Below are 18,125 nucleotides of genomic sequence, written 5' to 3' on the forward strand. Positions count from 1 at the left end.
GGGGGTGGTGACAGCAGTCACCAGGAGAAACGGGAGTCACCAGGGGCTGGTCATCAGTCCGCCCCTGGAATCACCCGGCTCGCGAGCGTTCTCAGAGGGAAACGGGCTTCCTGTCGGAGCGCGTGGGCATTGGCACACCTCCTGCTCTGGATGGCGCACATCAACGGCGAAACGCCGAGCCATCCCACCTACCCCCGCAGGAGCCTCCCATGACCACGCCCGTCGCCACCAACCGCCCCTCGCTGACCCGCTCCAACTCGGCCCCCCTGCTCGGCGCCACCGAGAAGCCGGCACTGACCCGGACGAACTCGGCGCCCCACCTCACCACGCCTCCCAAGAGCACCCCCGCGGCCGCCAGGCCCCAGCCGGTCCACACGCAGGACGTCATGGAGCCCGCCACCAAGACGTCGGCCGCCGCCGCCAAGCAGAACCTGCTCGGCAAGTACGTGCAGAACGCCACCGACGCCGCTCACGCCAATGGCGCCGCCGGCGCGTTCGGCAAGCTGAAGACGGGCGGAGGCGTGGCCGCTGGCGTCGCGGGCATCGGACTCAACGCCGCGGGCCTCGCCAGCGCCATCAAGAACGGTGAGGGCGGCCAGGCCATCTCCGACAGTGCCCTCCTGCTGGGCAAGAGCGTGCTCAACACCGTCAAGGGCGGGCTCGACGCGGCCGCCATGATCCAGTCCGGCAAGGAGTTCAAGAACCTGAAGGACGCGGCCCAGGCGGCCCTCGGCGCCAACGGCCAGGTGGGCAAGAACATCGCCGGCAAGGTCGCCGAGTCCGTGCTCTCCGGCAAGCCGCTGCGCGACATCGACGTGCTGGGCGAGCTCGCGAAGTCCAAGGGCGGCGCGGCCAGCCTGGGCACCACCCTGAAGCAGGGCGCCGCCGACGCGCTCCGCGCCGTGGGTGGCGAGAAGCTGGCCGGGAAGCTCGAGGGCGGCATCTCCAAGGCGGGCCAGAAGGTCGCCGCGGGCGGCGCCGCGGGCTTCAAGACGGCGGATGCCGCCATCGACGCCGCCAAGGGCGCCGAGGCCGCGGCGAAGCTGGGCGCCAAGGGCGCGGGCACGGCGGCGAAGGCGGCCGGCCGGTTCGCTCCGGGCCTCAACGTCGGCATCGCCGCCATCGACACCGCCATCGCCGCCAAGACGATCGCCGACCCCAAGGCGAGCGTCGCCTCCAAGGTGACGTCCGGCATCACCGCCGCCGGCTCCATCGTCGCCGCCACCAACATCCCCATCGTCTCGCAGGTGGGCGCGGCCGTCTCCACCGCCTCCTCCGTGGCCGGCGCCGTCGTCGAGAACTTCGGTGCCATCAAGGAGGGCGCCAAGAAGGTCGGCGAGGGCATCAAGAACTTCTTCGGCGGCTGGTAGTCCCGACGGTCTCCCCCTCGCCTCTCCCACCCTCCAGCTCCGAAAGCACGCCCCATGAGCTCCCATCCCTCCAGTGCCCCGTCGTTCGGAATGCCCCGGAACTTCTCCCCCACCTGGCGGGACGAGCGGAGTCACCCCATCGTGCTGCCCGAGGTGGAGGCCCCCTCCCTGGACGGGCTGTCCGTCACCCTCCCCGCCCCCCAGGGCTTCACCGCCGAGCAGGTCCAGGAGCGCTTCCTGGAGCTGGCGCGGCCCCACGCCACCGAGCTCTACCGCTACCCCACCGAGCCGATCGTCTGGGGAGACGAGGCCCTGCTCAACCTCGCGGGCTACTCCCAGGGGCACCTCATCCCCTTCAGCCTGCGCACCGACGTCTGGCTGCCCGTGCGGCCCGATCCACTGCTGCCCGGCCTGTATGAGGCGCTCGTGGGCCGCCTGCCCGGCGAGGGGCTGGTGGTGGACCTCACCCTGCCCGCAGACTACCCCGTCGAGTCGCTGCGCGGCACGCCCGCCCGCTTCGTGGTCCACATCCAGGCCGCGCGCGAGGTGACGTACCCGGACCTGGAGAGCCCGAGGTTCCTCGAGGCCCTGGGCCGCGGCCACACGCTGCAGGAGGCCATGCGCGACGTCGTGCGGCAGATGGAGGACGAGGCCGCGCAGCTCCTCCTCGTCCAGGCCCAGCAGCAGGTGCTCAACGAGGTGGCCTCGCGCACCCGGGTGGAGATTCCCGCGGCGCTCGTGGACGAGGAGATCCGCCGCCGCTGGAGCGCCAGCGAAGGCCGCTCCGCCAGCGAGCTCCAGTTCACCGGCCCGGAGCAGGAGGAGTCGCTCGCCACGTGGCTGAAGGACGCGGACACCCGCGCCGAGGTGGAGCAGCGGCTGCGGATCAGCCTCGCGCTGGGCGCCATCTGCAAGCGCGATGGGCTCACGCTCACGCCGCAGGTGGTGGAGAAGGTCCTCCGGGACCAGGCCCACGCCGCCGGGCTGACGATCGGCGAGGTGGCGGACGCCCTGCGCGCCGAGCCGCGCAACCTGGCCCGGATCGATCAGGTGGCCTGGCACCTCATGGCGGTCGACCACGTGATGAGCCGGGCGCGGATCCAGATCGAAGGCGCCTGAGCCCGAAGCCCACCGCGCACCGCTTACTCCCGTGGCGTGTTGTCCGTCACGCGCTCCACGGTGCGCGTCTCCCAGTCGATCCGGAACTTCACGAGGGGCACGGACCGCGTTCCCCCAACGCTCAGGAAGCCGTACCGCCCGCCCTTGGGCAACGTGAAGTCCTTACGGACGTGCTCCACCCCACCGCGCACCAGCTGGAGGTAGAGGTGCTCGGTGCCCTTCTGCTCCGACTCGTCTTCCAGGAAGAGGGCGAGGCTCACGCCGCACCGCGCGCGGGCGCGCAAGGAGAAGGAGGCGGAGAGATGCACCTGCTCGTCCGTGAAGAACTCCATCCCGTCCAGCTGGAGCCGCGCGTCACGAAGGCAGCCCTCCGAGCCGATGCGCCACGCCTTGGATTCGGAGAGCGAGATGTCCCCGGACGTCTCCATCCGCAGCTTCACGGTGGGAGCGGAGGCACGAGCGGGCCCCACGAGCTCCCGCGCCTCGAGCGCCCAGGTCTCGGGCGGCAGGGGACCGGAACGCAGGCGCACCTCATCCACGGCCATCGCCGGAGCCAGCGCTCCGGGAGCCAGTGAATCCCAGCCGATGCGGAGCCCCTCACCGGGCTCGGCTTCCGGCATGGCGGCCGCGTCCTCCGCCACGCGCTCCCCGTCCAGCCAGAGGCGCATGCCGGTGGCCCCCCACTCCAGCCCGACGTAGACGAAGCGGCCGATCTCCAGGGGTTGGGGCGATGTCAGCTCGCGCGAGCCCACCGCGAAGCCCAGCCGTCCCTCCTCGTCCATCCGGAGCTGGAGCGCGCGTTGGATGCCCGCGTACGTCGTCAGCACGGGGCCGGCCCCCGGCCGCTCGGGGCTGAACCACAGGGACAGCGCCCCCTCGGACGGAAGCTCGAACCCCGCACCACCCTCGCCCGCCGGCTCCACCACGAGCGAGCCCTTGCCGCCCAGCAGCACGGCCTGTCCCCGCACGCCCGGCACCGGGTCCACCTCCGAGCGCCGCAACGCGGGCCCTCCCTCCGCGCTCTTGAGCAGGGGCTCGCGGCTGGAGTCCTCGAAGGCCCAGGAGGCCAGCACCTTCCCGGCCGGCGTGGCGGAGGGCGGTGACTCCTGCACCGGCGGCTCCGGGGGCTTCGGCGGCTCCACGGGCTCGGGCGGGGCCTGGGGCTCGGGCGGGGCGGCCACGACGGCCGGGGCGGGCTCGGGCTCGCGTCCGGCCCTCACGAAGGCCACGGCCCCCACGAGCAGCGCGGCTCCGGCGGCCACCAGGGGCCAGCGCGGAGTGGCCCGAGGGAGAGGCGCATCGAGTGCCAGCAGTGCGTCGGAGGCACTGGGGAAGCGGTCCTCGGGCCTGCGCGCCACGAGCTTCCGGAGGAAGGCCCGGAAGTGCTCGGACACGTGGATCTCCCGCGTGAAGGCCAGCTCCCAGTCTCCGCTGAGCAGCGTCTCCGGAGGGCGCCGGCTGAGCAGGTGCAGCAGCGAGGCCCCGAGCGCGTACAGGTCGCTCACCGGCGAGACGCTGCCCCCGAGCTGCTCCGGGGCCATGTAGCCGAAGGTACCGTTGAGCGTGGCCTCGTGCGTGCGGCCCTCTCGCAGGGCCCGGGCCGAGCCGAAGTCCACCAGCACGATGCGGCCGTCCTCGCGCCGGATGAGGTTGGCCGGTTTGACGTCGCGGTGCAGCACGGGAGGCTGGCGCGAGTGCAGGAAGCCGAGAATGCGCAGCACCTCGCGGGCGATGCCCCGCACCTCGGCCTCGTTGAAGCGGTGGTGCTCCAGGCGCGTGGCCAGCGACTCGCCAGAGACGTAGTCCTGCACCAGGTAGAAGCGGGCCTGGGCGCCCTCGCCCTCGGAGAAGGAGGCATGGAGCCGGGGAATGAGTGGATGGGAGAGCGCCTCGAGCAGGCGGGACTCGCGCTCGAAGGCCTCCACCTTGGCCGCGTCCGGCGCGTGCGCGAAGACGAGCTCCTTGAGGGCCACGGGTCGGCCCTCGGCATCGAGCGCCAGGTACAGCCGGCCATGCACGCTCTGCGAGAGGACGCGCTGCACCCGCAGCCCGCCCGGAGCCTGCGCGGCACCGCAGTAGGCGCAGCGGGGCTGCGCGCAGGGATGGGCACACGCCACGCACGTGCCGGGGGGAACGCCAACCGGAGGGCTCACGCGCCTACTCCTCCACCAGGGTGAGATTGTCGATGGCGCCCTCGACGCTCGCGCCATATCCGAGGATCGCGATGTTCTTCACGGCCCGGATGGGCCCTCCCTTGAAGGGAGCGAGCAGCTCGTTGAGCTCCACCCGCACGTGCTGCCACGCGCCCGGGCGGACCGGCACCACGTGCACGGCGGTGTCCCTCCCCTGGGAAGCGCGCTCCTGGGCGGAGCCGAGCTGCACGGAGACGGCCTTCGTCCCAGGGCTGGATTCCATGTGGAAGTCCATCCAGAGGGACAGGCCCGCCCCCGGCGCGCTGCGCGTGAGCTTCACGTCCAGCTCCAGCCACAAGCGGCTCGCGCGGTACACCCCGTGCTCCGGGAGCCGCGTCAGCAGGAAGACGCCCTGCTCTTCCCTGGGGCCCTGTTGGGAGAGCCGCAGGTGCGGATTGCCCGCCTGCTCGACGAGCTCGTACTCCTGCACCACCGCGTCCGGCAGCGGCTGCGGCGCCCACCGGCGGAGCCCGCGCGAGAAGTCCTCGGAGAAGACGGGCGGCTCCGGGGTGTAGTCCCCCGCCGCGCCGGGCCTCCCCTGCTCCAGGGCCGCGAGCGCCGCCACCGCCTCCTCGGGCAGCACGCCGCGATAGAGCGTCAGGTCATCGAGCGACACCCGGGGCGCGGGGCCTGGCTCCGGGTCCGCCGCGCTCCTGCCAATCCAGAGCGTCTGGCCCTGGCGAGAGGCCAGCACCGGCGTGGTCTCCTCGGCCACGAGCCGGCCTCCGACGTACAGGCGCGTCCCGTCCTTGCCCCAGGTGGCCACGACGTGGTGGAAGACGTCCGGGGCGAGGCGCACGCGCGGCCGGAGCCACCGGGAGCCCTCCGCGCTGAAGTCCAGGTGTCCGCCGTTGATGACGAGCGCGAGGCCCGCCCCCCCGCCACCGGAGGCATTGCGCGAGGCGAGCACCGTGCCGAGCGTGTCCAGGAAGGCATCGCGCCGCAGCCAGAGGGAGAGCGAGCCCTCCTCGAGCCCTTCCAGGACGGAGGGCGTCCCGGAGCCCGCGCTCGCGGCGTCACGCACCACCTCCACCGGGAGCGGCTGCCCGAGCCGGAGCGCGCTGCCCCGCAGGCCGGTGTCCCGCATGCCCGCCGGAGTGGCGAGGTCGAAGCGCCGCTGGTCGTCGCGCGCCAGGCGCGTCAGTGCGGGGTCCTCGCCCTGCGTCTTGCGCAGCACGGCGTCGTCCTCGTCGAACCGCCAGCGCGCGTGCGGAGGGAAGTCCGGCAGCAGGGGCAGCTGGGGCTCCCACGGGGGCGGGAGGGGCCGCGCCTCCTCCACGGGTGCCACGCCGGGCGCGGGGGCCGTGGGGCTCGCCTCGGGCACGGGCGCGGGCTCGGGGGCCTTGGGGGACGGACGCACCGCCCACGCGGCGGCGGCCACCACGACGCCCAGGACGAGCACCGGGACGGCGGCGCGGCGCCAGAGGGGGACGGGCTGGTTGTCACCCGAGGAGGACTCCAGGGCGAGCTGCGCATCGAGCGCGGAGCGGAAGCGCGCGGCCGGGTCGCGGGCGATGAGGCGGAGGAGGAAGCGCTCCATGCGGGGAGAGACGAAGGCATGGGCCGCGACGTCCAGCGAGAGGTCCGATGCGAGCATCTCCTCGGGAGATCTGCCGCTGAGCAGGTGCAGCAGCGAGGCGCCCAGCGCATAGAGGTCGCACGTCTCGTCGAGCGTCCCGCCGAGCTGCTCCGGGGGCATGTACCCGAACGTGCCCACCATGGTGGCGCCCGCCGTGCCCGAGCCGAACAGGTCCCTCGCGGCGCCGAAGTCGACGAGGAACACGGCCCCATCCTCGCGGCGCACGAGGTTGGCCGGCTTCACGTCGCGGTGGACGATGCGCGGGGACAGCTCGTGCAGGTAGCGCAGGACGTCGAGCACCTGCCGGGCCACCTCGAAGGCCTCGTCGTCGCGCAGGCGGCGCTCGCGGAGCAGCTCTCTCAGGGAGGTGCCCTGGATGAGCTCCTGGGCGAGGTAGAGGCGGGTGTGGACGCCGCTGCCCTCCTGGAAGGAGTCCACGAAGCGGGGGATGCGCGGATGGGAGACCTGGCGCAACAGCCGGGCCTCGCGCTCGAAGGCCTCGAGTTGCCGCGCCTCGGGCACCAGCGAGAAGACGAGCTCCTTGAGTGCCACCTGTCCGCCGCCGGGCGCCTGCGCGACGTAGAGCCGGCCATGAGGGCTCTGGGAGAGCAGGCGCAGCACGCGGTAGCCCCCGGGGCTGGCCGCGGCGCCGCAGTTGACGCACCGCCCTTCCGCCAGCGCCCCTTCACAGAGCGGACACCGGGAGGGAAGAGGCGCTTCGGAGGCGGGACGGGAAACGGAGGGGCTCACGGCCGGGGCAGTGTACCCCAGTCCCTCAGTCCTCCTTGAGGCGGGCGGTGGGCGGGGGCCCGGGCAGCGGGGGGAACTTGGGGTTGCGCTCGGGCTCGGAGGCGCGGACGTAGTGCGGCTCCAGGGCGAAGAGCGCCTCCAGCGTCTGCGACTCGGGGAAGCGCACCAGCGAGGCCAGCGCCACCGCCGAGGGGAAGGACGGCGCGCTCAGCAGCCGCGAGGGCGCCACACCTCGGGCCTCCAGCGCCGCGCGGTACTCGGGCAGGGCGGGCCCCAGCGCGAGGGCCTCCGGCTCGGCGGCCATGCGCGCGGCCACCTCTTCCGGGCTCATCGCCTCCTCGGGGCCCAGCGGCTCCACGCGCTGTCCCACGCGCCGGTAGGGCCCCAGGTAGAGGTCATCCTTGCGCGCCACCGCGAGGGCGAAGAGGGGCGGCCCCTCGGGGCCCTCCAGCGCCACGGCCGCGAGCGACGAGGCCCCGGCCACCTTGAGTCCCGCCGCGTACGCGAGCCCCTTCAGACAGGACAGGCCGATGCGCAGGCCGGTGAAGGAGCCCGGGCCGAGGCCAATGGCCATGCCCTCCAGGGACTTGAGCGCCACGCCGTGCCGGGCGAGCAGCTCGCCGACGATGCCGGGCAGCGCCTCGCTCTGCTTCTTCGGAGGCCCCACCACCACGTGCTCGAGGACGCGCACGCCCTCGCCTTCCCGCTCCACGAGGGCCAGCGACAGCGTGAGGGTGGAGGTGTCGAGCGCGAGGAACATGGGAAGGCTTCTACCCGGTCTTGTCCGCGCAGCGGTAGAGGCGAACCCGGGCCAGCCCCTTGTCCATCATGCCGAGCTGCTTCGCCGCGGCGGTGGACACGTCCACCACGCGCCCTTTGACGAAGGGCCCCCGGTCGTTGACGCGCACCTCCACCGAGCGCCCGTTCTCCATGTTCACCACCCGCAGGCACGAGCCGAAGGGCAGCTTCTTGTGGGCGGCGGTGAACTTCTGGGGGTTGAACTTCTCGCCGCTGGCGGTGGGCCGGCCGGCCAGGCCCGGGCCGTAGTACGAGGCGAGCCCCTCTTCCAGCCAGCCGCGCGCCGGGGGCGGCTTCTCCGGCCGCACCACCTCGGGCTCCCGCTTCTCCTCCGGCGTGGGCCGGGTGGCGCGGGGCGCACAGCCCGCCAACGCCGCCAGCCCCACGCTCAACCCCACGAGCAGCCTCCGCATCGCACCTCTCTAGCGGGTGATGTCGTTGATGAAGGCCATGCCCATCAGCGCCATGAGCAGCACGAAGCCGACGACGGTGGCCACCTCGCGCACCCGCGCCGGAATGGGGCGGCGGCGGATGGCCTCCCAGAAGGCGGACACCAGGTGGAAGCCATCGAGGATGGGGATGGGCAGCAGGTTCATCACGCCCAGGTTGATGGAGATGATGGCCATCAGGTTCAGGAAGTAATCCATCCCCTGCTCCACGCTCTTGGAGGCCAGCTGGTACATCATCACCGGCCCGCCCAGCGTCTTGTGCGACACCTGGCCGGTGACGAGCCCGCCGATCACCTTCACCATCTGCCCGACAATTTTCGGCACCACGGTGGCGGCCTCGCGCAGCGCCTCGCCCACCCCGAGCGTCACCGTCACCTTGTCGGTGGGCAGCAGCTCCGCCGAGGAGGGCAACCAGGGCCGCAGGCCCAGCTCGAGCCGGGAGGACTCCTGGCCCATCTCGTCCTTGCTGGTGAGGGAGGCCTGGGACAGCGTCTCGGTGCGCTCCTGGCCGTCCGCCGAGCGCCACCCGAGCGTGAAGGAGTCCTGCTTCAGGGTGCTGAGCTTCGTCGCCAGGACGTTGAAGGAGCGCAGCGGCTCACCGTTGAGCGACAGGAGCTGATCGCCCACCCGCAGGCCGGCCTTGTCCGCCGGGCTGCCCGGGAAGACGATGCCCACGTACACGTCCGAGGGCTGCGCACCCAGGGCGGCGAAGCCCTCGGCGCCCGGCTGCTTCGGCACCTTCACGGTGGTGACCGAGGGCATCTGCCCCGTCACCACGCCGGCCCGCACCGGCTCCAGGCGGCGCACGGTGAGCTCCAGCGTGCCCTCCAGCTTCGCCAGCTGCTGGTTGAGCGCGGCCTCGTCCGGGATGGGCACCCCGTTGATGGACAGGATGCGATCGAACGTCTTCAGCCCCGCCTCCGCGGCCGGCGAGCCCGGGAGCACGCCCACCACTGCGGGCCGGTTGGTGGGCTCCACGCCAATCCGTCCCCGCTCCACCGTGTCCACGGGGGAGGCGTCGACGAAGCGCTGCGGCGTCACCTCGACGATGGACTGCTTGCCCTCGCGCTCGATGGTGAGGGGGATGGAGCGATCGAAGCGGCCGACGAAGGCCTCGCGCATCTCCTCGAAGGTCCGCACCTTCTCGCCGTCCACCGCGACGATGCGGTCTCCGGGCCGGATGCCGGCGGCCGCCGCGGGCATGGCGGGATCCACGTACCCCACCCGGGTGGAGGTGGTCTCGTGCGGCCCGAAGAAGACGAAGAAGTAGATGAGGACGGGGAAGACGAGGTTGAAGACGGGCCCGGCCACCACGATGAGGGCGCGCTTCCAGGGCGCGGCGTTGAGGAAGCCCCGGTGGGCGTCCTCGGGGCTCAGCTCCTCGTGGGGCGTGTCCCCGGCCATCTTCACGTAGCCACCCAGGGGCAGCAGGGCCACCTGGTACTCCGTCTCCCCCTTGGTGAAGCCGAACAGCTTCGGCCCGAACCCGATGGAGAAGCGGATGACCTTCACCCCGCAGGCCTTGGCCACGAGGAAATGTCCCAGCTCATGGACCGTGATGAGCACGCCGAGCAGGACGATGAACAGAGCGGGACCTTGAAGCATGGTGCCAACACTAACCGTGGGGACCATGCCCGACAATGTGCATCGCCGCCCGCGGGCCTACCGACCTGACAATCGGAGGCCGCTACGGAAGCAGCCCGCGCACGAAGGTCACGTAGACGAACACCAGGGGGGCGTTGAAGAGCAGCGCGTCGATGCGATCCAGGATGCCGCCATGCCCGGGGATGGCCACGCCGGAATCCTTCACCCCGTAGGCCCGCTTGAGCATGGACTCGCACAGGTCCCCGATGGGGCCGAGGATTCCACCGAGAATTCCCAGCACCAGACAGTCCGTCACCGTGAGCATGGGGTAGAAGAACCCCCGGGTGATGAACATGCCCACCACCGAGCCCAGCATGCCGCCGAAGAAGCCCTCCCAGGTCTTGTTGGGGCTCACCTCCGGGTAGAGCTTGTGGCGGCCCAGGAAGCGGCCGGCGAAGTAGGCGGACGTGTCGTTGGACCAGGTGATGACGAGCGCGGAGATGGACCACGCCATCCCGTCCGGCATCAGCCGCAGGGCGGCCACGGCGGTGAGGCCCACCGAGCCGTACAGCATGCCCGTCACCAGGTGCGCCACCCGCGTGGGCGCGTCCTGCAAGGGGCCCCGGATGAGGTGGTAGGTGAAGGCGAAGAAGAAATAGAAGGCGAGGATCCAGAAGGCCGCGGCCCCGGTGCGCGCCGGATCCTTCAGCGTCAGCACGGGCAGCAGGCCCGAGAGCACGATCCCCACCCAGGCCGCCGGTGAGAGCTTCTTCTGGGTGATGAGGTAGTACTCGCTGGTGCAGACGGCCGCGGCCACGCTGAGCAGAAACGCGCTGTACACACCTCCCTTGAACAACAGGAAGATGACCAGCGGCAGCAGGGTGAGCGCCGATACAGTCCGGATGACGAGGTTCTTGTTCTTCTCGTTCACGCCTTGGCCCGGTGGGAATCCTCTCGCTTGACTTGCGCGGAGGTGAGACCGAAGCGCCGCTCGCGTTGCTGGTATTGAGCCAGGCAGCGCAGGAAGGCCTCGGTGCGGAAGTCCGGCCAGAGCACGTCGCTGAAGCACAGCTCCGCGTAGGCCATCTGCCAGAGGAGGAAATTGGAGATGCGCTGCTCGCCGCTGGTCCGGACCACCAGGTCCAACTGCGGCAGGCCGTTGGTCCAGAGGTAGGACTCGAGGGTCTTGTTATCCAGGTGCGCCGGCGTCAGCTCACCCTTGCTGGCGGCCTCGGCCACCCGGCGCGCCGCCTGCACCAGTTCCTCGCGTCCGCCGTAGGACAGTGCCAGCGTCAGCACCATCCCCGTGTTGTTCGCCGAGTCCGCCCGCAGCCGGTCCAACGGCTCCTTCACGAAGCGCGGCAGCTTGTCCACCTCGCCAATGGCGTTGAGGCGGATGCCGTTCTCCAGAATCTCCGCGCGCTCGCTCTCGAGGTACTCGCGCAGCAGATCCATCAGGGCGGCCACCTCCTCGGCGGGGCGGGCCCAGTTCTGGGAGGAGAAGGCGTAGAGGGTGAGCGCCTCGACGCCCACGCGCCGGGCGCAGCGCGTCACCTCGCGCACACTGGTGGAGCCCTCGCGGTGGCCCTCCACCCGGGGCAGGCCGCGCATCTCCGCCCACCGGCCGTTGCCATCCATGATGATACCCACGTGGCGCGGCAGGGGCCGTTCCTGGACGAGTCGCTCGAGAGCAGCCACAGAGGGAGGTGAGACAGGGCGTTCCATGAGGCTGCGCAATGTAGAGGCACCACCCCTCCACGTCCACGGGCGTGTGCAGGAGTGGTCGCAGCGCCCGCCCGAGCGGTCGCGCCGCGGGGTGGAACGGCACCAGCCCGTCCAGGCGCAACCCCCCGGGATTCAGTGAGTGCCGGACCTACCCCACCCCGGCTACCCGGCCCCATGAGGAGATGGAATGCCCGGGTGACCGCAATCCAACACCCACCTCCTCCAGGCGGGCGTTTGACCCTGACCCGACAGGGTATCTAGGATCGACGACTTGATGCGTCCCAAGCTCATCGGTCCCTATCGCGTCCTCGAGACCCTCGGAAGTGGTGGAATCGGGACCGTTTTCCGGGCCCTGGATGACAGGACGAACGAGGCGGTGGCCCTGAAGCTGCTCTCGGGCGGCCCGGCCATGGACTCGCGGGCGGCCAGGCGTCTGGTGCGCGAGTTCGAGGCCCTGGAGGACCTGTCCCATCCCAACGTGGTGAAGGTGTACGACACCGGGGTGTTCCAGAGCTCGCCCTACCTGGTGATGGAGCTCATCGAGGGGCTGACGCTGCGCGACTACCTGTCGCTGCGGGGCGAGCAGCTGCTGACGGCCGCGAGCGGCTCCTCCGGCTCGGGCTCGTTCCCGCGCTCCACGGGTGGGGCCTCGGCGAGCCGGGAGGCGGACTCGGAGGACGCGGGCTCCACCCTGTTCGACCTGTCGGCCTTCGCCGAGGAGGCGCCGAGCGAGGACATGATCTCGGCCGGCTCGGGCGGCGGGATGCGCTTTGGCACGTCCGGCTCGGCGGCGCGGCTGCCGGTGCCGATGGACCCGTGGCTGGGCTCGGACTCGGAGGAGCTGGATCCACTGGAGTTCGAGCTGCCCTACGACATGGGGGGGGCGGAGCGCGAGCCGGTGAAGCGGGAGACGGCGGCGCGGCTGGAGGAACTGAACCGGCCGGAGCGGGTGGGCCGCCTGAAGGACGCGCTGCTCCAGGTGTGCGAGGCGCTGGCGTACATCCATGCGCACGGGCTGGTGCACCGGGACCTGAAGCCCTCCAACATCATGGTGGACGAGGACCGGCAGGTGCGGCTGATGGACTTCGGGCTGGCGAAGTTCCTGGCGGACGACGCGGGGATGACGCTGGACGGGAGGATGGTGGGCACGTTCCGCTACATGCCGCCGGAGCAGATTCTGGGCGAGCCCCTGGACGGACGGGCGGACCTCTACAGCCTGGGCGTCATCCTCTACGAGCTGATGACGGGACGGCCGCCTTTTGATGCGAAGTCGCCGGTCGACTTGTGGCACAAGGTGTTGGAAACCGAGCCCCCGCCCGTGCTGGCCATCAACCAGAGGGGAGATCCCCAGCTGGCGCGGGTGGCCCATCGCCTCATCCGGAAGGAACCGGACGATCGGATCCAGACGGCGGAGGAAGTGTACGAGGCACTGTCCGAGTGAACGAGACCGGGACGACACACACGCTGGTGGTGGAGGAAGGCAAGGCGGGGCAGCGGGTGGACCTCTTCATCGGAGAGGCGCTGGGGCTGTCGCGAGCGAAGCTGAAGAAGCTCTTCGATGCGGGCGCGGTGAAGGTGGGCGGCCGGGCGGCGAAGAAGGGGCTGCTGGTGGCCGTGGGGCAGCGGATCACCGTGGTGGTGCCGGAGGAGCGGCGCGAGGTGGTGCCGGAGCCGGAGGCGCCGCTGACGGTGCTGCACACGGACGAGGCGCTGGTGTTCGTGGACAAGCCCGCGGGCAAGCCCTCGCACCCGCTGCAGCCGGGAGAGACGGGCACGGTGGCCAACGCGCTGATTGCCCGCCATCCCGAGTGCGCGGAGGCTTCTGAAGACGAGCGCGAGGGCGGGCTGTGCCACCGGCTGGACATCGAGACGTCCGGGGTGATGGTGGCGGCGCGCACGCGCGAGGCGTGGAGCGCGGTGCGGGAGGCGTTCGGCGGGCGTGAGGTGGACAAGCGCTACTGGGCGCTGGTGACGGGGCCGCTGGCGGACGAGGGGGAGATCGACCTGCCGCTGAGGCACCATCCGAGACACCCGGACCGGGTGGAGCCGGCGCTGGACGGGGGCGAGGGCGCGCGGGAGGCGAGCTCGGAGTTCCGGGTGCTGGGGCGCGCGGGGGAGTACAGCCTGGTGGAGGTGCGGATCCACACGGGGGTGCTGCACCAGGTGCGAGCCCACCTGGCGGCGGTGGGAGCGCCCATCGTGGGTGACACGCTGTACGGGGGGCGGGAGGAGCCGGGACTGAGCCGCTTCTTCCTGCACGCGAAGGCGCTGGGCGTCACCCACCCGGTGACGAAGCAGCAGATCCGGGTCGAGAGCCCCCTGCCCAACAAGCTCCTCGAGGTCCTCGAGAGCCACCACATCCCTCTCCCCCCGGGAGAGGGGCGGGGTGAGGGTGCCCGGCCCCCGGGTTGAAACCGAGCCCCCTACGAGCGTCAGAGGGGTCCAATACAGTGAATCCAATGCGGGCCATCATCCACGTGGACATGGACGCCTTCTACGCGTCGGTGGAGCAGCGGGACCACCCGGAGCTGCGGGGCAAGCCGTTGATCGTCGGCGGAGACGCGCGGCGCGGGGTGGTGGTGGCGGCCTCGTACGAGGTGCGCAAGTACGGCGTGCGCAGCGCGATGCCCATGGCGAGGGCGATGAAGATGGCGCCGCATGCGCTCGTGGTGAAGCCGCGCTTCAACGCGTACAGCGAGGCGAGCGAGCAGGTGTTCTCCATCTTCGAGCGGTACACGCCGCTCATCGAGCCGCTGTCGCTGGACGAGGCCTTCCTGGACGTGACGGCGTCGGTGGGGCTGTTCGGAGCCCCAGCGGACATGGCGAGGCGCATCCGCAAGGAGATCGCCGCGGAGACGGGGCTGCCGTCGTCGGCGGGGATCGCCTCGGTGAAGTTCGTGGCGAAGATCGCCTCGGACGTGGCGAAGCCGAACGGCCAGCGCGAGGTGCGGGCGGAGGAGACGGTGGCGTTCCTCGCGGGGCTGCCGGTGGGCCGGCTGTGGGGGGTGGGCCCCAAGACGGAGGAGGCGCTGAAGCGCTCGGGGCTGGAGACGATCGGCGACGTGGCGAAGCGGGACGTGGCGTGGATGGAGGCGAAGTGGGGCCCGAGCGGACGTCACCTCTGGGAGCTGGCCCAGGGAATCGACCCGCGCGAGGTGGTGCCGGACCGCGAGGCGAAGAGCGTGGGCGCGGAGGACACGTTCGACGAGGATCTCACGGGAATGGAGGCGCTGAGCCCGCACGTACACTCGCAGGCGCTGCGGGTGGGCCGGCGGCTGCGGCGCGCGGGCGTGAAGGGACGGGTGGTGCAGCTCAAGCTGAAGTTCTCGGACTTCACGCTCATCACCCGGCGAATCACCCTGCCCTCCGCGACGGATGACGGGCAGACGCTCTACCGGGTGGCGAGGGAGCTGCTGGAGAAGGCCCACGAGAACAAGCCGGTGCGGCTGACCGGCGTCTCGATGCAGGAGCTGGGGACGGGCGGAGGCGAGTCGCGGCAGCTCGGGCTGTTCACGGAGCCGGAGAAGCCCAAGAAGAGCGACAAGCTGAACGCCGCGCTGGATCGGATCGCCGAGCGCTTCGGAACGAAGGCGGTGACGACGGCGGACATCGCGGGCAACGACGAGACGGATCCGGACCCCGTCCGCCCTCAGAAGCCGAAGCGCCCCAACTGAACGCGCTTCGGGAGGGCTCAGAACGAGCCCATGCCCACCAGGCCGAAGGTGCGCGTCGCGGTGCCCTGGACGCCCAGGAAGAGCCCGGACAACACCGGGCCCGTGCGCAGCGTGGCCGTGGCCAGGGAGCGGAAGCGCGCCGTCTCCCACTGGCGGCTGAACACGGCACGCACGCTGAAGCGCTCGCGCTGCACACTCGTCTCGAAGTCCGTCCACAGCTGCGGCTCGGCGTGGTTGGAGTGGATGCCCATGGACAGCTCGAGCCAGGACACCCGGCCCCGCAGGGTGGCCCAGCGCGTGTCGAGCAGGAGTCCCTCGGGGGTGTTCGCGGCCGCGCCCCCCACTTCCACCTGCTCGAAGCGGAGGTGGGGCAGCGGCAGCTCCGGCAACCGGAAGCGCGCCGACATGTCCGCGCGGGCGTTGCGGAAGCGGGGCTCGGAGTGCAGCTGGACGGACGCGTTGAGGTTGCCCCCCAGCGTGGTGGCGCTCAACGAGGTGGGCAGGCCGAGGTTGTTGGCCTGCGCGGTGCCGAACTGATGCACGAGCCCGAGCACCGCCACGCCCGCGGAGACCATCGCCGCCGGCTTGGGGACGTGGAGGAAGTCGAGCGCCGATTGGAAGCCCTTCTGGAGCGGGCTGTCCGGCCCGCGCAGCCTCGGGCCGAGGTCGCGCACGCGGATTTGCCCCCCATCGGGGCCCAGGGCGAGCAGGGAGGCGAGGTGCCGTCCGGCTGGCAGCTCGGACAGGGTCAGGTCCTGCGCCGGCTGCGAGAGCGAGTCCAGGGCGTCCCGCTGCTCGTACTTCCGGGTCGGCATGAAGGCCCAGGCCCGCGCGCGCACGGCGAGCGAGAGGGAGGGAACGAGGAAGCCGCCCTCCAGGGCCCGGTCGGGGTCCGCGAAGGAGAAGAGAAGCTCCTCGAACGCGGGGCGCTCCGGCATGCTTGGAGGGGGAGCGAGCGGGCGATACAGCTCGAGGACCTGGGCCCCGGACGGGAGCGCCCAGAGTGCCACGGTGAACAGCACCGCCCATGAGAAGGCGCCTCGGCCCATTGGGAGCAAAGGTGGTCAGACCTCCGCTCGCTCGCAAGCAAGGCCCGGTGAGCCCGCCTGGCCGACCGTTCAGCCCTTCACTCCCGCCGGCCCCCGGCTAGCGACGGGTCAACCCGGGTCGGACTCGGAATCGCCGTCGGAGTCCGCGCCCGAGTCGGCGTCGTCCCCCGCGTCGTCGGAGTCACCTGAGTCCCCGGCGTCCGAAGCCTCACCGCCCGAGGCCTCGGCTCCTCCGGCCGCGGCGGAGGAAGCGCCCTCCCCTGCCCCGACCTTGCGCCCACCGCGGCGACGGCGGCGGCGGCGCTTGCGGGGGGCCTCGCCTCCTGCCTCGGTGGCGCCCTCGGAGGGCTTGAGCGGCGGCAGCTCGCCCCGCTTCCACGCCTCGAGGGCCTCGCGATACTTGCCGGTGGCCTCGACGGAGATCTCGAAGACGATGAGCGCGTCGTTGAAGAGTGGGTGGCGGCGGAAGGCGCCGGTGCGGCGGCGGCGCTCGCCGGTGAGGGTGCGCTGGGAGATGAGCAGCAACCGGCACCGCTCGGCGATGCGGCGCGGCAGGCGCGCGCTCTGGACGAACTCGGCCAGCAGGTCCTCGATGGCCTGGGCCACCGAGGGACGCTCGGCGGGATCCTGGCTCTCCACGACGGGGGCCGTCTGCGCGATGGGGACGAGCAGCGCGGCGAGCAGGATGGCGTCATCCAGCGGCTCACCGGAGGCGACGCGCCGGTCGAGCGCCTCGGCGTAGGCGTAGAAGGTGTCCTGGCCGCGGCGGCCATGCTCCTTGAAGTACGCGGCCACGGGGGGCAGCAGCACCTTCAGGGCATCCAGGGCGGAGAGCAGCCGCAGGGTGGGCGCGGCCACACCGCCACGGATGAGGCGGAAGGTCTCCTCCAGCAGGCGCGCGGGGGCGCAGCGGGGGAGATCCTCGACGGCACCCTCCATGGCGGCGTAGGTGCGCGACTCGATGTCCAACCCCAGCTTGGCGGCGAAGCGCACGGCGCGGAGGATGCGGACGGGGTCCTCGCGCATGCGGATTTCGGGGTCGCCGATGGTCCGGATGTAGCGCTCGTCGATGTCGCGCCGGCCCCGCACGTAGTCGATCACCTGGCCCTCGGCGACGTCGTAGAACAGGCCGTTCATGGTGAAGTCGCGGCGGCGCGCGTCCTGCTCGGCGGTCCCGAAGACGTTGTCGTGGGTGATGAGGAGATCCTGCGACTCCTCGGCCTCGTTGCCCTCCTCACCGTTCTCGGCGCCGGTCTCGACCTCAGGCGCGCCGTTGGCGGCGTCGAGCTCGGTGGGGTTGGCGCGGAAGGTGGAGACCTCGATGATCTTCCCACCCTTGAAATAGATGTGGGCGAGCCGGAAGCGCCGGCCGATGAGGCGGCAGTTGCGGAAGATGGCGCGCACCTCGCCCGGGTGGGCGCTGGTGGCGATGTCGAAGTCCTTGGGCTTGCGGCCCAGCATCAGGTCCCGCACACAGCCGCCCACGAGGTAGGCCTGGTGGCCATGGGAGAGCAGGCGGTGGATGACCTTGAGGGCATCCGGGTCGAGCTTGTCGGGGTCGATCTCCGCGGGCCTGCCGGAGGGGGTGGCGTGGGAGAGGAACTCGGTCTCGGGGAGGGTGTCCTCGGGAAGTGTCTCCGTGAAAGCGGACATGGCTATGGGGTTCTCCTCCGCTGCTTCGGGGACCGGCAGCAGCTCGAGGGGGTCCAGGGACCCGTCCTCGGAGGCAGCAACCTCGCGCGCGTCATCGGGCGCAGGCTGGAGCGTCGGTCCGCCGGCTGGCGGTGTTTCAGTGGAGTCTCGCGTCATCTCGCGGTTGACGCCCCTTGGGGGGCG

Annotated in this window: 14 protein-coding genes; 5 read left to right on the forward strand and 9 right to left on the reverse strand. The window is 71.6% G+C overall.

What is annotated here, in order from left to right; genetic code table 11:
* The first annotated feature begins 209 nt into the window (after positions 1–209).
* Entirely contained in the window at positions 210–1,370 is a 1,161-nt protein-coding gene (locus NR798_RS32805) for a hypothetical protein (RefSeq protein WP_375766466.1), read from the forward strand.
* A gap of 54 nt (positions 1,371–1,424) precedes the next feature.
* Complete coding sequence (locus NR798_RS32810; protein ID WP_375766467.1) at positions 1,425–2,489, forward strand: peptidylprolyl isomerase; 1,065 nt, start codon at positions 1,425–1,427, stop codon at positions 2,487–2,489.
* 23 nt (positions 2,490–2,512) lie between these two features.
* Here NR798_RS32810 and NR798_RS32815 read toward each other — a convergent pair whose 3' ends face one another.
* The 7 genes from NR798_RS32815 to NR798_RS32845 form a co-directional block, all read right to left on the reverse strand.
* A complete protein-coding gene (locus NR798_RS32815) occupies positions 2,513–4,642 on the reverse strand; it encodes a protein kinase (RefSeq protein WP_375766468.1) in 2,130 nt (709 codons plus the stop codon).
* Positions 4,643–4,646: 4 nt separating this feature from the next.
* Positions 4,647–7,010 (reverse strand): protein kinase, encoded by a 2,364-nt coding sequence (locus tag NR798_RS32820; RefSeq protein WP_375766469.1) that lies wholly within the window; start codon positions 7,008–7,010, stop codon positions 4,647–4,649.
* 25 nt (positions 7,011–7,035) lie between these two features.
* The gene (gene tsaB / locus NR798_RS32825) at positions 7,036–7,770 is read right to left on the reverse strand and encodes a tRNA (adenosine(37)-N6)-threonylcarbamoyltransferase complex dimerization subunit type 1 TsaB (protein ID WP_375766470.1); all 735 of its coding nucleotides are present in this window, start codon (positions 7,768–7,770) and stop codon (positions 7,036–7,038) included.
* 10 nt (positions 7,771–7,780) lie between these two features.
* Positions 7,781–8,221: a septal ring lytic transglycosylase RlpA family protein gene (locus NR798_RS32830; protein ID WP_375766471.1), complete on the reverse strand. Its 441-nt coding sequence runs from the start codon at positions 8,219–8,221 to the stop codon at positions 7,781–7,783.
* Between the two features lie 9 nt (positions 8,222–8,230).
* A complete protein-coding gene (gene rseP / locus NR798_RS32835; RefSeq protein ID WP_375766472.1) occupies positions 8,231–9,862 on the reverse strand; it encodes an RIP metalloprotease RseP in 1,632 nt (543 codons plus the stop codon).
* A gap of 82 nt (positions 9,863–9,944) precedes the next feature.
* Entirely contained in the window at positions 9,945–10,772 is an 828-nt protein-coding gene (locus NR798_RS32840) for a phosphatidate cytidylyltransferase (protein ID WP_375766473.1), read from the reverse strand.
* Positions 10,769–11,566 (reverse strand): isoprenyl transferase, encoded by a 798-nt coding sequence (locus NR798_RS32845; RefSeq protein ID WP_375766474.1) that lies wholly within the window; start codon positions 11,564–11,566, stop codon positions 10,769–10,771. The genes NR798_RS32840 and NR798_RS32845 overlap by 4 nt, the downstream gene beginning before the upstream one ends.
* Before the next feature lie 274 nt (positions 11,567–11,840).
* On the opposite strand from NR798_RS32845, the gene NR798_RS32850 reads away from it, so the two are divergent.
* From NR798_RS32850 to NR798_RS32860, 3 genes are read left to right on the forward strand one after another with little or no spacing between them, the layout of a single operon-like run.
* Positions 11,841–13,007 carry a serine/threonine-protein kinase gene (locus NR798_RS32850; protein ID WP_375773859.1) on the forward strand — a complete coding sequence of 389 codons (1,167 nt, stop codon included), beginning with the start codon at positions 11,841–11,843 and terminating at the stop codon, positions 13,005–13,007.
* A complete protein-coding gene (locus NR798_RS32855; RefSeq protein WP_375766475.1) occupies positions 13,004–13,978 on the forward strand; it encodes an RluA family pseudouridine synthase in 975 nt (324 codons plus the stop codon). The genes NR798_RS32850 and NR798_RS32855 overlap by 4 nt, the downstream gene beginning before the upstream one ends.
* A 47-nt stretch (positions 13,979–14,025) precedes the next feature.
* Entirely contained in the window at positions 14,026–15,240 is a 1,215-nt protein-coding gene (locus tag NR798_RS32860) for a DNA polymerase IV (protein WP_375773860.1), read from the forward strand.
* A 17-nt stretch (positions 15,241–15,257) separates the two neighbouring features.
* Here NR798_RS32860 and NR798_RS32865 read toward each other — a convergent pair whose 3' ends face one another.
* Entirely contained in the window at positions 15,258–16,178 is a 921-nt protein-coding gene (locus tag NR798_RS32865; RefSeq protein WP_375766476.1) for a hypothetical protein, read from the reverse strand.
* Positions 16,179–16,397: 219 nt separating this feature from the next.
* A complete protein-coding gene (gene pcnB, locus NR798_RS32870) occupies positions 16,398–18,098 on the reverse strand; it encodes a polynucleotide adenylyltransferase PcnB (RefSeq protein ID WP_375766477.1) in 1,701 nt (566 codons plus the stop codon).
* Positions 18,099–18,125: the final 27 nt, after the last annotated feature.

Origin of the sequence: Archangium gephyra (assembly GCF_042230915.1) — a bacterium.
Taxonomy (GTDB): domain Bacteria; phylum Myxococcota; class Myxococcia; order Myxococcales; family Myxococcaceae; genus Archangium; species Archangium gephyra_B.